Origin of the sequence: Pseudomonas sp. Root401 (assembly GCF_001425105.1) — a bacterium.
Taxonomy (GTDB): Bacteria; Pseudomonadota; Gammaproteobacteria; order Pseudomonadales; family Pseudomonadaceae; genus Aquipseudomonas; species Aquipseudomonas brassicacearum.
In genome coordinates this window covers 108,302-123,679 of record NZ_LMDO01000003.1, presented here as the reverse complement: position 1 = coordinate 123,679, position 15,378 = coordinate 108,302, and the positions used below count along the sequence as shown (strand labels likewise).

Below are 15,378 nucleotides of genomic sequence, written 5' to 3'. Positions count from 1 at the left end.
ATAAGTTCTGCTTTTAGGCGGGTTTGCGAGATTTAATCGCGCATAAAGAGAGTTTGTGTCCTAAGGATTGCGTCGATATTTAGGGCTTGGCAATTCGCGGGAGGGTGGTGATGCGGCTGCCGTCATCGCGAGCAGGCTCGCTCCCACAGGGGATCTCTGTTGTTTGCAAATGTTGTGTTCACAAGAGATCCCTATGTGGGAGCGAGCCTGCTCGCGAAGAGGCCAGTAGCGTCTCTATCCATTCAAGGCTGGAAAGCTCCAATGAAAATCGCCGGATCCACCCGCGCATCGTTCAGGCTGATGTTCCAGTGCATGTGCGGCCCCGTCGCGCGGCCGGTGGCGCCGACCTTGCCCACCACGGTGCCCCGGGCCAGTTGCTGGCCGACCTTCACGTCGATCTTCGACATGTGGCAGAACATGCTGATGAAGCCCTGGCCATGGTCGACGAACACGGTGTTGCCATTGAAGAAGTAATTACCGGTGAGGATCACCTTGCCGGCGGCCGGGGTCTTGATCGGCGTGCCGGCGGGCACGGCGAAGTCCAGGCCGGCGTGGGGGTTGCGCTCTTCGCCGTTGAAGAAGCGGCGCACGCCGAACTTGCTCGACAGCGGGCCGTCGACCGGTTTGTCCAGCAGCAGGTTGCTGGGGATGTTCGGGCTGAAGCTGCGGTAGGCCTTCAGTTGCACCGCCAGTTCGGCCTCGATGCGTTTGAGGTCCGCCGGGTTCGGGTTGACTTGGCGCTTATTCTTCAGGGTGATGTGTTGCTCGGGGTACTTCTTGTAGCCGACCACGAACGGCTGGGTGCTGCCGCCACTGCTGATCTGCTGCGTGCCGGGCTGGACCGTCAGCGGGATGCCGACAATCGCCAGCCAGTTGTTCTGTTCCTTGACCACCAGCACCGGCTTGCCCTGGTAACTGGCTTTCGGTGCCTTGGCGGCGCTGCCCAGGTCCACCACGGCCACGCCGCCGGGCACCGGTTTGTTCAGCAGGCGGGTGATGTAACTGTCGGCGTGGGCGTTGAAGGTCAGGCACAGCAAGAGCAAGGGGGCGAGATATCGCGGCATGAATCAATCCAGTAAAGAAAGGGTGACCGGCGTCAGGTGATTGTCTTCGACCCGTACCAGCAGTTCGCCTTCGCCAAGCTTGGCGGTCAGGCGCTGGCCGGTCTGGGTTTGCCCGGCACTGCGGATCGCCTGGCCGCGTTCGTCGAGCAAAATGCTGTAGCCCCGGCCGAGGGTCGCCAGGGGGCTGACAATGTGCAGCGTCTGCATCTGGTTGTGCAATTGCACGCGGCGCGTCTTGAGGCCTTCGCGCATGGCCCGGGGCAGGCGTTCGGCCAGGCTGTCCAGGCGCTGGCGCAGCAATGCCAGTTGCCGGCCCGGGTGTTGCCCGGCCAGGCGGGTTTCCAGGCGGATCAAACGTTCACGACGGGTATTGAGGCTGCGTTCGAACGCCCGGCGCATGCGCATGTCCAGGTCGTCGAGGCGCTGGGCTTGCTGGCGCAGGCGTTCGCCGGGGTGGCGCAGGCGGCGAGTGAGGCCTTCGAGGCGCAGTTGATCGCGCATCAGCCGGTCACGCATGCGCATCACCAGCCGGCGATGCAGGCTTTCGACCCGGCGCACCAGGTCACCGGCATCCGGTGCCAGCAGTTCGGCGGCGGCGGACGGGGTCGGGGCGCGTACGTCGGCGACGAAATCGCTGATGGACACATCCGTTTCATGGCCCACGGCGCTGACGATTGGCGTGACGCAGGCATCCACCGCCCGGGCCACGGCTTCTTCGTTGAAGCACCACAAGTCTTCCAGCGAACCGCCGCCCCGGGCCAGGATCAGTGCATCGAAACCACGGGCGTCGGCCAGCTTCAGGGCGCGGACGATTTGTGCGGTGGCTTCGCGGCCTTGCACGGCGGTGGGGATCAGGGTCAGGGCAATCTGCGGCGCGCGGCGACGGAACACGCTGATGATGTCGCGGATCACCGCGCCCGTGGGTGAACTGATAATGCCGATGCGTTGTGGATGGGCCGGCAGCGGCACCTTGCGCTCGGCGCTGAACAGGCCTTCGGCGCTGAGTTTCTCCTTCAGGGCATCGAAGGCCAGGCGCAGGGCGCCATCGCCGGCCGGCTCGACGGTGTCGAGGATCAATTGATAGTCGCCACGGCCTTCGAACAGCGAGACCTTGCCGCGCACTTTCACCGCCAGCCCGTCCTTCAAGGCCTGGCGCACCCGCGCGGCATTCTGCCGGAACAGCGCGCAACGCACCTGGGCACCGCTGTCCTTGAGGGTGAAGTACACATGGCCGGAGGCCGGACGGGCGAGGTTGGAGATTTCGCCCTCGACCCAGATGTTGCTGAACACGTCTTCGAGCAACACCCGCGCACGGCCGTTGAGCTGGCTGACAGTCAGGACCTCGCGGTCCAGGCCCAGTCGGGCAAAGGGATCTTTAATCATGGACGGCATGATAAGGGGATTCGCCGATGCTGTGCAGACAATTAGACCGGGTTGCCTGCATCGCGAGCAAGCTCGCTCCCACAGGAGATCTATGTCGCACGGAAGATCAAATGTGGGAGCGAGCCTGCTCGCGAAGGCGATAGGCCAATCACCACAAATGCTGGAAGTAACCCCCCGCATCTGGCTAAAGTCGCCGCTCTCCTCATCAAGGAAGTGCCGGATGAATCTTCTCCCATGGTTGGGCCAATGGGCCTTCGCCCCCACGCAATGGCTGGTGATCGGCTCGGCCATTGCCCTGGCCTACATCGTCTTCGGCATTGCCGGGTTCGGCACGGCGCTGGTGGCCGCGCCCATCCTGCTGTTGTTCATGCCACTGTCGAAAATCGTCCCGCTGCTGGTCGTGTTGGATTTTGTCGCGGCCTTCGGCAACTTGCTGCCGTCACGTCGAGACGTGTCCCGGCCGGAGTTGCTGCGGTTGTTGCCGTGCATGGCGCTGGGCTGCACCCTCGGGGTGATTTTCCTGCTCAACCTCAAGTCCGACCTGTTGTTGCTGTTGATGGGGCTGTTCATCAGCTGCTATGCAATCTACAGCCTGCTGATCAAGACCCGACCGACGCAGTTGTCGTCGCTGTGGGCGGTTCCGATGGGCACGGTGGGCGGGATGTTCGGCGCGTTGTTTGGCAGTGGCGGCTTTTTATATGCCATCTACCTGAACAGTCGCTTGCCCAAGGACCCGGCCCGAGCCACGCAAAGTGCCCTGATCAGTTGCAGCACCGTGGTGCGCCTGAGCCTGTTTATCGTGGCCGGGGTCTATGCCGAGCTACCCTTGTTGGTACTGGCGCTGTGTTTGTTGCCGGCCATGGCGCTGGGGTTGTGGGTAGGGCGTCGCTTGACCATGAAGATGTCGCGTGAGGCCTTCGTGCGGCTGGTCACCTGGCTGGTGCTTGCCAGCGGCCTCGCGTTGATCGGGCGCTACCTGAGTGCTTGACCTGGCCCCGCCAGGGATTAAGCTGCCGGCCTTCGATCAGACCCTGCCAGGGAAACAGCCAGGCCTCGCCATGAACTCGCAAAGCATCATCGTTCCGAAAATTTCCACCCTGCCGGTCCACGAACCTCGGGCCCGGGCGATCGTGCGCTGGCTGGTGCGCAAGAATATCGTCGAAGAACAACTGACCACCTGCGGGCGCACCGGCAATCGCATGGCCCACGCCATCGCCCCCGGTGCTCGCGAGGTGGTCTTGCATCCCGAAGCCTTGCCGTTCGGTGAAGCGATCAATGGCCTGGAGATCATCACCAAACGCTGCATCTATACACCGGCCAAGGGCTTTCTCGAAGAAGCCGGTTGCGCCGAGTGTCGCAAGGAAGTCGGCGAAGCGCTGTTCGAAAGCCTGGAAGACTGGATGCCGGCGCGCACCGACAACTTCACTTGCCCTGAATGCGGTCATGAAGACGACATCAACGGCTTCCTGTTCCTGCAGCCCTGCGGCTTTTCCAACCTGGGATTCATCTTCAACAATTGGCTGGAGGCGGGGTTCAAGCAGGACTTTCTCGATGAATTCGCCGATTGGCTCGATCAGCCGGTGAGTTGGGTGAAGGTGGAGTTGTAGAAGAGGTGCAGTGATCAATGTGGGAGCGAGCCTGCTCGCGAAGGTGGCACATTCAACATTGTGTTGACTGACCCACCGCCATCGCGAGCAAGCTCGCTCCCTCAGGGGAATGTGCTGGCAATCGGGCAGTGATTTAGCCCGTCAATCAGCCCGGCAATAATAGACAGAGTTTTACATTGAGCCAGACGGGGTGCATGAGTATAATGGCGCGCTTCCATTTTCCCGCTCGGGAGCCCCCGCGATGCTGCGTATCAGCCAAGAAGCTCTGACCTTCGACGACATTCTCCTAGTGCCCGGTTATTCCGAAGTACTGCCTAACGAAGTCAGTCTCAAAACCCGTCTCACCCGTGGCATCGAACTGAATATCCCCCTGGTTTCCGCCGCCATGGACACCGTGACCGAAGCCCGTCTGGCCATTGCCATGGCCCAGGAAGGCGGTATCGGTATCATCCACAAGAACATGACCATCGAACAGCAGGCCGCCGAAGTGCGCAAGGTCAAGCGGTTCGAGGCTGGCGTGGTCAAGGATCCGATCACCATCGAGGCTGACGCCACGGTCCGGGATCTGTTCGAACTGACCCGCATGCACAATATCTCCGGCGTTCCGGTGCTGCACGATGGCGACCTGGTTGGCATCGTCACCTCCCGCGACGTGCGTTTCGAGAATCGCCTGGATGCCACCGTCCGCCAAGTGATGACGCCTAAAGAGCGCCTGGTCACGGTCAAGGAAGGCACCAACAAGGACGAAGTCCGCGAGTTGCTGCACAAGCACCGCATCGAGCGCGTGTTGATCGTCGACGACAAATTCGCCCTCAAGGGCATGATGACCGTCAACGACATCGAAAAAGCCAAGGCCTACCCGCTGGCCAGCAAGGACGACCAAGGTCGTCTGCGCGTCGGCGCTGCGGTCGGCACCGGCAAGGACACCGGTGACCGTGTCGCCGCCCTGGTCAGTGCCGGTGTTGACGTGGTGGTGGTCGACACCGCCCACGGCCACTCCAAAGGCGTGATCGACCGCGTTCGCTGGGTCAAGCAGAACTTCCCTGAAGTGCAGGTGATTGGCGGCAACATCGCCACCGGCGCTGCCGCCAAGGCCCTGGCCGAAGCTGGCGCCGACGCGGTCAAGGTCGGTATCGGCCCTGGCTCGATCTGCACCACCCGTATCGTTGCCGGTGTCGGCGTGCCGCAGATCAGCGCCATCGCCAACGTCGCCGCCGCCCTTGAAGGCACTGGCGTGCCGTTGATCGCCGACGGCGGCATCCGCTTCTCCGGTGACCTGTCCAAGGCCATCGTAGCTGGTGCCTCCTGCGTGATGATGGGTTCGATGTTCGCCGGTACCGAAGAAGCACCGGGCGAGATCGAGTTGTTCCAGGGCCGTAGCTACAAGGCTTACCGCGGCATGGGTTCGCTGGGCGCCATGTCCCAGGCCCAGGGCTCTTCCGACCGTTACTTCCAGGACTCCTCCGCGGGTGCCGAGAAGCTGGTGCCGGAAGGCATCGAAGGTCGCGTGCCGTACAAAGGCACCCTGAGCGCCATCATCCATCAACTGATGGGCGGCCTGCGTTCTTCCATGGGCTACACCGGCAGCGCCAACATCGACGAGATGCGCACCAAGCCGGAATTCGTGCGTATCACCGGCGCTGGCATGGCCGAGTCCCATGTCCACGACGTGCAGATCACCAAGGAAGCGCCGAACTATCGGGTCGGCTGACGCCGACAGCTATAAGCCACAAGTTATAAGCTGCAAGCGGGGCTGTGTTCATACAGCTACCGCGCAGCCTCCGATTACTTGCAGCTTGCAGCTTGAAGCTTGCAACTGCTTTATAGAGTTTCGCCCATGGCCCTCGACATTCACGCTCACCGCATCCTGATCCTCGACTTCGGTTCCCAGTACACCCAACTGATCGCCCGCCGCGTGCGTGAGATCGGCGTGTACTGCGAATTGCATCCGTTCGACATGGATGATGAAGCGATTCGCGAATTCGCGCCTAAAGGCGTCATCCTCGCCGGCGGCCCCGAGTCCGTGCACGAAGCCGACAGCCCGCGCTGCCCGCAAGCCGTGTTCGACCTGGGCGTGCCCGTCTTCGGTATCTGCTACGGCATGCAGACCATGGCTGAGCAACTGGGCGGCAAGGTCGAAGGTTCGGACCTGCGTGAGTTCGGTTATGCCCGCGTTGATGTAGTCGGCAAGAGCCGCCTGTTGGACGGCATCGAGGACCACGTCGACGCCGACGGCCTGTTCGGCCTGGACGTGTGGATGAGCCACGGTGACAAGGTCACCAGGATGCCGGAAGACTTCCACATCCTGGCCAGCACCCCGAGCTGCCCGATTGCCGGCATGTTCAACGATGATCGCCGTTACTACGGCGTGCAGTTCCACCCTGAAGTGACCCACACCAAGCAGGGCGGCCGCATCCTGTCGCGCTTCATCCTCGACATCTGCGAGTGCGAAGCCCTGTGGACCCCGTCGAAAATCGCTGAAGACGCCATCGCCCAGGTGCGCGCCCAGGTTGGCACCGACAACGTGCTGCTGGGCCTGTCTGGCGGCGTTGACTCCTCGGTGGTTGCCGCATTGCTGCACAAGGCCATTGGCGACCAGTTGACCTGCGTCTTCGTCGACAACGGCCTGCTGCGCCTGCACGAAGGCGAGCAAGTGATGGCCATGTTCGCCGAGAACATGGGCGTCAAGGTGATCCGCGCCAACGCCGAAGAGCAGTTCCTGAACAACCTGGCCGGCGAGTCCGACCCGGAGAAAAAGCGCAAGATCATCGGCCGCACCTTCATCGACGTGTTCGATGCCGAATCCTGCAAGCTGGACAACATCAAGTACTTGGCCCAGGGCACCATCTACCCCGACGTGATCGAGTCGGCCGGCGCCAAGAGCGGCAAGGCCCACGTGATCAAGTCCCACCACAACGTCGGTGGCCTGCCGGAAGAGATGAACCTCAAGCTGGTCGAGCCGCTGCGCGAACTGTTCAAGGACGAAGTGCGTCGCCTCGGCCTGGAACTGGGCCTGCCGTACGACATGGTCTACCGCCACCCATTCCCGGGCCCGGGCCTGGGCGTGCGGATCCTCGGTGAAGTGAAGAAGGAATACGCCGACCTGCTGCGTCGCGCCGACCACATCTTCATCGAAGAACTGCGCAAGGCCGACTGGTACCACAAGGTCAGCCAGGCGTTCGTGGTGTTCCAACCGGTGAAATCGGTGGGCGTGGTCGGCGATGGCCGTCGTTACGCCTGGGTCGTGGCCCTGCGTGCCGTGGAAACCATCGACTTCATGACCGCGCGCTGGGCACACCTGCCGTACGAGCTGCTGGAAACCGTTTCCGGGCGGATCATCAATGAAATCGAAGGCATTTCTCGCGTGACGTATGACGTGTCGAGCAAGCCGCCGGCGACGATTGAGTGGGAATGATGGGACGTCCGGCATTGTCCGACCCCCTGTAGCTAGAAGTATCCTGAAGCCCGCGTAATAGCGGGCTTTCGGCTTTTTAGGGGGGGATTCTGACGGCTTTGTACGTGCTCAGATATGGCTTTATTCAAAAAATAAAAAAGAACGAATACACTCAACCAACGCGACGATGCTGAGTGTCGCTCAATATCTCTATAGTTGAAAACGCATTAAAAAATAATGTCTTTAGTGCAAGTTTGTTTGGTTAACTGTTATTTCTTACAGGTTGCAGAGAGCCTCAGGCCCCCTACCATCGTGATGCAACAGCAAAGTCGCAGGCTTATTTAAAGCAAGCCTGGATGAAGTTGGGTTGCTTCTACATCCGCATGGCACTGGGAGGGGATAGACATGAACTCCAATAAAACAACCGAGCCACTACAACCCGGTGATTTCGATCCCGCATTCAACGATGGCAAGCTCGTGGTTATCCCTGGCGATGTCTCGAACGTCGTCACCATCGACCCGGAAGGAAAAATATACGTAGCTGGCGCAGTGGGCAGCGCCAGGGGCGGCTATTTCATCACCGCCCTAAATCCTGACGGCACCAGAAATCAGGATTTCAATAATGGAGAATCGGTCACCAACGATTTTATGCCTGACGCTTACTCCATGGGGTTTAATATCACCGTATTACCCGATGGAAAAATCCTTCTCGTAGGCCTTACTCAAAACTATTCCTCTGGCCCAATCATGCTTGGGCTCGCTCGCTACCAGCCCGACGGAACACTGGATCAAAGTTTCGGCATTTCCGGGCATCTTGTGCCTGTCTTTGACTACCAAGATATTAAGCTGCCCGAATTTATAGTGAAGAAAGACTCAACCCCTGACTACCTCCACATTAATCCAAGACTGTCATGCGTTATTCATAATGGAAATATTTTTGTCGCCATGAAGGGAATACACAACCAAAAAAACCTGACACTCATCATGCAGTTTGATGAACAGGGCTATTTCATAAAGGAGTTCGGCAACAACGGCACCGCTGTCATTGAACATCCCGAGTACAATACTGTCTTGACGCAGGCACTCATCATCGACCAACACCTTTACTTGGCGGGGTACTTGGGAAGTAGCTCACGCGGAGTTCTAAGAGCCTGGGCTCGTGTCAACATGAGTGGAGAACTTGACATCGATTTTGGCGCCGATGGTTTTATCTTCGATACTCAAGGCTCCGGGGAAATCGATAAATTTGTCCTGCAAAAGAATTCAAAGCTGCTGGGTTGTGGAGGTACTGGGGTACGCGAAGCAGTATTCGCTTCACGCGGCATGTTAGTGAGTCTCAACCGAGACGGGACTCAGGACATGGAGTTCAACGAGGGCCAACCGGTGATTCAACCCATCGTGGACAACAAAGGCTCGTTCTGGCGAGGTTGCGCGATTCAGCCAGACGCTCGCATCGTTACCTGTGGCCTGTTGGCCTGGAACGTGATGGAAATAATTGTCGGTCGCTTTCTGCCAAACGGGAAGCCGGACCCCACTTTCAATGGCGAGGGCTGGATACCCATTAACTTGGGTAAAGATGTATCCAATGTTGCGATGGCATTGCAAAACAACAACGCCATTGTTGTAACAGGCAGTATGAATACCGACCCGGCACCAGGAAGTGTGTCTTTTGTTTTCCAGCTGCAGGGATAGCCAGCCGATGTTGAATGCGATATCGCCTGCGCCGAGTCTCGACGTAGTTCCGGCGCAATCAGCCAGTCATTCTTCAGGCATGCTCTAAAATAGCCGGTTGCGCTTGCGGAAAGTCTCGGTTTCGCGCTGATCAAGCTGGGCGGGCTTTCGGAAGGTGGCTGCTTGTGCAGGCGCGCGGCAATAGCTGGGGTCAACTGATCTTCAAGGACTTGATCAAGTTCGACTGATGAATCGTGATCGCAATTGTGGCGAGGGAGCTTGCTCCCGCTGGGCTCTGTAGGAGCTGGCGAAGCCTGCGATCTTTTGATCTTTCGCTTGAGATTCAAGTGTCAGGGGAAAGATCGCAGCCTCGTTGCACTCGACAGCTCCTACAGGCGCAGCCTAGCGGGAGCAAGCTCCCTCGCCGTAGGGGTAGAGGTGGTTCCGAGCGGCCTGTGCCCATCTGCTACGCGCCGATTCCCCATCGTTGTTCCTCGCTTGTCCGTCGCTCACAGCAGTGAATGTCGCCGGCATGCCTCGCGAAACGCCGCCGCGTTCCAAGTAATGCTCCTCGTACACCCATGTACCCATGCTGCGACCTGACCAATGTGGCCGCGCTGGTGCTGAGTTGGTTGGGTGACCGCCTTGGAGAGTCACTGAACCGGGATTCCGACAACGTGGACGTGTCCAGGCTTGGCTGGATGCGCGCAACAGTTTTCGATCACGGCCTATGAAGGCCGTCATCTAGGCTGACTTCACCGCCGCGCCACATCCGAAAAATAAAACTTGTCCAGCGTATGCCGCGATTCGGTGTACTCGAACTGCCGGCCGTCCTGGAGAAAGGTCTGGTTGCTGACCACGATCACATGGCTCTGGCCGTCGAGGTCCAGGTGTTGCTGATCGTCCTTGCCGCAGCGGACTGCTTCGATGGTGCGCTGGGCGTAGGCAATCTGCAGGTGCAGGGTCTGTTCGATGAAGGCGTAGATCGACTGCACGGCGATGTCGCGGGTCAGGCCGGGGATCACGTCGCTGACGAAGTGGTTGATGTCCAGGATCACACGCTTGCCGTCGATTCGTCGGACCCGCTTGATGCGGGTGATCGGGCTCCCGGCGGGGGCCTTGATGTGTTCGAGCAGCGCTCCTTCCAACGGCAACTGGCTGAACTCGACCACTTCGGTGCTGACATCGTTGCCCAGGCGCGGGTAGGTCTCCTGGAAGCTGACGATGCCGCCGAGCTGGAATTCGATGGGCTGGGTCGACAGCACGAAGGTGCCCTTGCCATGGATCTTCTGGGCGAAGCCGCGCTCCTGGAGTTGCTCGATGGCCTTGCGCACCGTGCCACGGCTGGCCTGATAACTGTCCATCAGTTCGGTTTCGGAGGGCAGGCGAGCGCCTCGCTCCAGGCGTTCGGTGGTAATGCTGGTCAGCAGATCGTTGTAGATCTGGTTGTATTTACTCATGGAGAGGGCTCTGTACCGCGCTGTTCACCGGGGCGGAACCTTACGGGCCAAGTGGGGGAGTTGTCCATTCGGCTGTCATCATTTGACGACAGGAGCGTAGGACGTTTCCCGGTTTTTCGGGGGCTCATCATAAACAAAAACAAAACTCGTCTGTACGAGTTGTTGATTTAACTCGTACAGACGAGTACTTTCCCTTCCACGTGCTGTCGACTCTCAATAACAAGAATGACGCGGAAGAAAAAAGCATGAGCCACGATTACTCCAAAATCGCCAGCGAGCTGCTGCAAAGCTTGGGTGGCGTCGACAATATCGAGCAGGCGGCCCATTGCGTGACGCGCCTGCGCCTGTCCCTCAAGGACGCGGCCCGGGTGGACAGTGCCACGCTGAACCAGATCGACCTGGTCAAGGGTTCGTTTTTTACCGGTGGCCTGTTCCAGGTGGTCATCGGCCCGGGCGAGGTGGAAAAGGTCTATGCCGCCCTGCGCGAGCTGACGGGCCTGGCTGCCGCGACCATTGCCGACGTCAAGCGCCAGGGCGCGCAGAAGGGCAACGGCATGCAGCGCCTGGTGCGGGTACTGTCCGATGTGTTCATGCCCATCCTGCCTGCCCTGGTGATCGCCGGCCTGCTGATGGGTGTCAACAACCTGTTGGGCGCCAAGGGCATGTTCATCGCCGGGCAGACGTTGCTCGATGCCTATCCGAACCTGGATGGCGTCTGGAGCCTGATCAACCTCATGGCCAATACCTCCTTTGTCTTTCTCCCGGCCCTGGTGGGCTGGTCGGCGGCCAAGCGTTTCGGCGGCAGTGAGATCCTTGGCATCGTGCTGGGCCTGATGCTCGTCCACCCGGACCTGCTCAACGCCTGGAACTACGGCAAGGCCGTGGCGGGGCTGGAAGGCCAGAGCCTGCCGTACTTCGACATCTTCGGCTGGTTCCGGATCGAGAAAGTCGGTTACCAGGGGCAGATCCTGCCGATCCTGCTGGCGGCCTATGTCATGAGCGTGATCGAGCGATGGTTGCGGGCCAGGGTGCCCAACGCCATCCAGTTGCTCGTGATCCCCATCACCACCATCGTGATCACCGGTGTACTGGCCCTTGCCATCATCGGTCCGGTCACCCGGCACCTGGGCATCCTGATTACCGAAGGCATGGTGGCGCTGTTCGACCTGGCGCCGGTGATTGGCGGGGCGATTTTCGGCCTGCTCTATGCGCCGCTGGTGGTGACCGGCATGCACCACATGTTCCTGGCGGTGGACCTGCAACTGATCTCGACCCAGGGCGGCACGTTCATCTGGCCGATGATCGTCATGTCCAACCTGGCCCAGGGCAGCGCGGCGCTGGCGGTGTTCTACATGACCCGCAATGCGCGGGACAAGAGCATGGCGTCCACGTCAGCGATTTCCGCTTATTTCGGCATCACCGAACCGGCAATGTTCGGCGTCAACCTGCGCTACAAATTCCCCTTCTATTGCGCCCTGGCCGGCTCGGCCCTGGGCTGCATTTTCCTGTCGCTGAACAAGATCAAGGCCTCGGCGATTGGTGTCGGGGGCCTGCCGGGTTTCATTTCGATCGTGCCCGATTACATACCGATGTTCGTGGTCGGCATGGTCATCGCCATGAGCGTGCCCTTTGCCCTGACCTGCGCGTTGAGCATGAAGATCGTCCGGCCGGGGTATCGGGTGGCCTGACCTGTGGGAGCCGCCCGCAATGTGGCCCGCAGGGCCAGTACCAAACAGAATGAAGGAATCTCGCCATGCAAGACTGGCAACGCTCAGTGATTTACCAGATTTATCCAAAGAGTTTCTACAGCCATGGCGGCCAGGCCACCGGTGATTTGCTGGGGGTGGTGGACAAGCTCGACTACTTGCACTGGCTGGGTGTGGATTACCTGTGGCTGACACCGTTCCTGCGTTCGCCGCAACGGGACAACGGCTATGACATCAGCGACTACTACGCCATCGACCCCAGCTACGGCACCATGGCCGATTGCGAATTATTGATTACCGAAGCGAGCAAGCGCGGTATCAAGCTGATGCTCGACATCGTGGTCAATCACACTTCCATCGAGCACCCCTGGTTCCAGGCCGCCCGCAGCAGCCTCGACAACCCGTACCGCGATTTCTATATCTGGCGGGACCAGCCGAACAACTGGGAATCCAAGTTCGGCGGCTCGGCCTGGGAGTACGAAGCGCAGACCGGCCAGTACTACCTGCACCTGTTCGACCACACCCAGGCCGACCTGAACTGGGACAACCCCCAGGTGCGCGCCGAAGTGTTCAAGATGATGCGTTTCTGGCGGGACAAGGGAGTGGGCGGCTTTCGTCTCGATGTGATCAACCTGATCTCCAAGCCGGCCGACTTCCCTGACGACCATACCGATGGCCGGCGTTTCTACACCGACGGTCCCAACGTGCATCGCTACCTGCAGGAAATGCATCGGGAAGTCTTCGAGGGGTTCGACCTGATCAACGTCGGCGAGATGTCGTCCACCAGCCTCGAACACTGTGTTCGTTATTCGTGCCCGGCGTCCCGTGAACTGTCGATGACGTTCAATTTCCATCACTTGAAGGTGGATTACCCGAACCTGCAAAAGTGGGTGCGGGCCGATTTCGATTTTCTCGAACTCAAACGCATCCTGTCCGACTGGCAAGTCGGCATGCAGGCCGGTGACGGTTGGAATGCGCTGTTCTGGTGTAACCATGACCAGCCGCGGGTGGTGTCGCGGTTCGGTGATGACGGCGAGTACCGCGAGCCTTCGGCGAAGATGCTCGCCACGGCGTTGCACTTTCTCCAGGGCACTCCGTTCGTGTACCAGGGCGAGGAGTTGGGGATGACCAATCCGGGCTTCGAACGCATCGAGCAGTATCGCGATGTGGAAACCCTGAACATCTATCGCCTCAAGCGCAACGCCGGGGTGTCGGAGGCCGACGCCATGGCGCCGATCATGCAGAAGTCCCGTGACAACGGGCGCACGCCGATGCAATGGAATGCCGGGCCGAACGCAGGTTTCAGCCGGGCCGAACCCTGGATCGGCGTGCCCGCCAACGCCGCGTTCATCAACGTCGAGCAGCAACAGCAAGACCCGACCTCGGTGCTGCATTACTACCGTCAATTGATCGCCTTGCGCCGCAGCGAAGCCTTGATTCAGGACGGCGTCTACCGCCTGCTACTGCCCGAACATCCACACGTGTGGGCGTACCTGCGCGAAGGGCAGGGCGAGCGCCTGTTGGTGGTCAGCCATTTTTATGGGGGCGACTGCGAGGTGGAACTGCCCGAAGGGATCCTCAGCCATGGCACGAAACAACGCTGGGTGATCGGCAACTACGAGGCCGGCGAACACCGATACCGACGGCTGCGCTTGCGGCCCTACGAGTCGTTTGTGTTGCACCTGAGCGACTGAATAAAAAACTTCCCCTGACCCAGGCAATGCCTGACAGCGAACACGTTGCGCCAGACGCATCGTGGGCCCTTTGTCGTCAGCCAAATGGCGGCCAAGGGGGAAGTCATGGAGCAAAAAAAACAATAAGAAATAATGGAGAGGCGTATGAAAACAATAATAAACCGTGGCCTTGCCGCGTCCTGTATCTGCCTGGCGCTGCCGTTCCCGGTTCAGGCCCTGGAGTTTTCCGGCTATCTGCGCAGCGGCGTCGGCAGTGCGACCAATGGCCGTTCCCAATCCTGCTTCCAGTTGCCTGGGGCGCAGACTAAATATCGGTTGGGCAATGAATGCGAGCAGTACGGGGAACTGGAACTGCGCCAGGATCTTTTCACCCTCGACGATGGCTCGGTGTTGAGCGTGGACGGCATGGCGTCGCTGTACAACCGCTATGACCGCACGCCGACTTTCCAAGGTGAAAACGGCTCGGCACGCATGCCGCAGATGTATGCCCAATGGTCGAACATGCCCAGCCTGAATGGCGGGTCGCTGTGGGCCGGTCGGCGTTACTACAAACGTAACGACATCCATATTTCGGATTTCTACTACTGGAACCAGAGTGCTACCGGTGGCGGGATCGAGGACGTCTTGATCGGCGGGTTGAAATACAGCTACGCCTTCTCGCGCAAGGACAACCTCTACCAGAAAGACCCGGTCAATCGGCATGACTTCAACGTCGCCGGTTTCAAGGCCAACCCCGGTGGCGAGTTGGAGTTTGGTCTGAGCTTCATTGACCGGGCGGACCGTCGCGACGCCCATCGCGGCTGGGCCTTGACCGCCCAGCATGTGCAGCAGGACTTCCTGGGTGGGAAGAATAAACTGGCCTTGCAATATGGCGAGGGGCCCGGCACCGGGCTCGGTTATACCGGCGATACCGGGCTGGACGACAGCAACAAGAGTTATCGTCTGGTGGAGTTTTTCGATTGGCAGGTCACGCCGCGTTTTGGCGGGCAGGTGCAGGCGGTGTACCAGAAGGACATCCGCCCCGATGGCGCCGACCAGAACTGGCTGTCGTTGGGGGTGCGCCCGGCGTACGCCATCACTGATCAATTCAAGCTGGTGGCCGAACTGGGCCATGACCAGGTTCAGGCCAGCGATGGAACACGCAAGCTGAGCAAATTCACCTTTGCGCCCACCTGGTCGCCCAAGGGCCCGGAATTCTGGGCTCGCCCGGAAATCCGCCTCTACTACACCTACGCCAGTTGGAACGAGGCGGCCAAGCGTGCAGCCAATGAACTGGCAGCCGGTTCGGCGCTGTCGGACACCGGTGTATTTGGCGGTGCGCGACATGGTTCCAACGTGGGCCTGCAGGTCGAATACTGGTGGAAATGACCCGTGTAGCGCGGGTCGCTTCTCTGCGTGC

The 15,378-nt window shown here is 60.0% G+C and carries 11 protein-coding genes; 8 read left to right on the top strand and 3 right to left on the bottom strand.

The features are described from left to right. Positions 1-242: 242 nt before the first annotated feature. Both ASC85_RS04420 and xseA read right to left on the bottom strand, forming a co-directional pair. A complete protein-coding gene (locus ASC85_RS04420; RefSeq protein WP_057448415.1) occupies positions 243-1,064 on the bottom strand; it encodes a peptidoglycan DD-metalloendopeptidase family protein in 822 nt (273 codons plus the stop codon). A gap of 3 nt (positions 1,065-1,067) precedes the next feature. After that, complete coding sequence (xseA, locus tag ASC85_RS04415; protein ID WP_024616421.1) at positions 1,068-2,447, bottom strand: exodeoxyribonuclease VII large subunit; 1,380 nt, start codon at positions 2,445-2,447, stop codon at positions 1,068-1,070. A gap of 220 nt (positions 2,448-2,667) precedes the next feature. Here xseA and ASC85_RS04410 point away from each other — a divergent pair, with 220 nt between their 5' ends. The 5 genes from ASC85_RS04410 to ASC85_RS04390 all read left to right on the top strand — a co-directional run bounded on the left by ASC85_RS04410 (position 2,668) and on the right by ASC85_RS04390 (position 9,140). Next, the gene (locus ASC85_RS04410) at positions 2,668-3,435 is read left to right on the top strand and encodes a sulfite exporter TauE/SafE family protein (protein WP_057448414.1); all 768 of its coding nucleotides are present in this window, start codon (positions 2,668-2,670) and stop codon (positions 3,433-3,435) included. Between the two features lie 70 nt (positions 3,436-3,505). Then, positions 3,506-4,054, top strand: coding sequence for a hypothetical protein (locus tag ASC85_RS04405; RefSeq protein ID WP_003198037.1), 549 nt, complete (start codon positions 3,506-3,508; stop codon positions 4,052-4,054). Positions 4,055-4,295: 241 nt separating this feature from the next. Then, positions 4,296-5,765 (top strand): IMP dehydrogenase, encoded by a 1,470-nt coding sequence (guaB, locus tag ASC85_RS04400; protein ID WP_014336709.1) that lies wholly within the window; start codon positions 4,296-4,298, stop codon positions 5,763-5,765. Positions 5,766-5,891: 126 nt separating this feature from the next. Then, positions 5,892-7,469 carry a glutamine-hydrolyzing GMP synthase gene (gene guaA, locus ASC85_RS04395; RefSeq protein ID WP_053161917.1) on the top strand — a complete coding sequence of 526 codons (1,578 nt, stop codon included), beginning with the start codon at positions 5,892-5,894 and terminating at the stop codon, positions 7,467-7,469. Between the two features lie 384 nt (positions 7,470-7,853). Further along, entirely contained in the window at positions 7,854-9,140 is a 1,287-nt protein-coding gene (locus tag ASC85_RS04390) for a hypothetical protein (protein WP_057448413.1), read from the top strand. A 734-nt stretch (positions 9,141-9,874) separates the two neighbouring features. Here the strand turns inward: ASC85_RS04390 and treR are convergent. Continuing rightward, positions 9,875-10,579, bottom strand: coding sequence for a trehalose operon repressor (treR, locus tag ASC85_RS04385; protein WP_057448412.1), 705 nt, complete (start codon positions 10,577-10,579; stop codon positions 9,875-9,877). A 245-nt stretch (positions 10,580-10,824) separates the two neighbouring features. On the opposite strand from treR, the gene treP reads away from it, so the two are divergent. From treP to ASC85_RS04370, 3 genes are all read left to right on the top strand, one after another. Beyond that, entirely contained in the window at positions 10,825-12,267 is a 1,443-nt protein-coding gene (gene treP / locus ASC85_RS04380) for a PTS system trehalose-specific EIIBC component (protein ID WP_057448411.1), read from the top strand. A 65-nt stretch (positions 12,268-12,332) separates the two neighbouring features. Next, entirely contained in the window at positions 12,333-13,979 is a 1,647-nt protein-coding gene (treC, locus tag ASC85_RS04375; protein ID WP_057448410.1) for an alpha,alpha-phosphotrehalase, read from the top strand. A gap of 144 nt (positions 13,980-14,123) precedes the next feature. Next, on the top strand, positions 14,124-15,347 hold the full coding sequence (locus tag ASC85_RS04370; RefSeq protein WP_057448409.1) for a maltoporin: 1,224 nt from the start codon (positions 14,124-14,126) through the stop codon (positions 15,345-15,347). Positions 15,348-15,378: the final 31 nt, after the last annotated feature.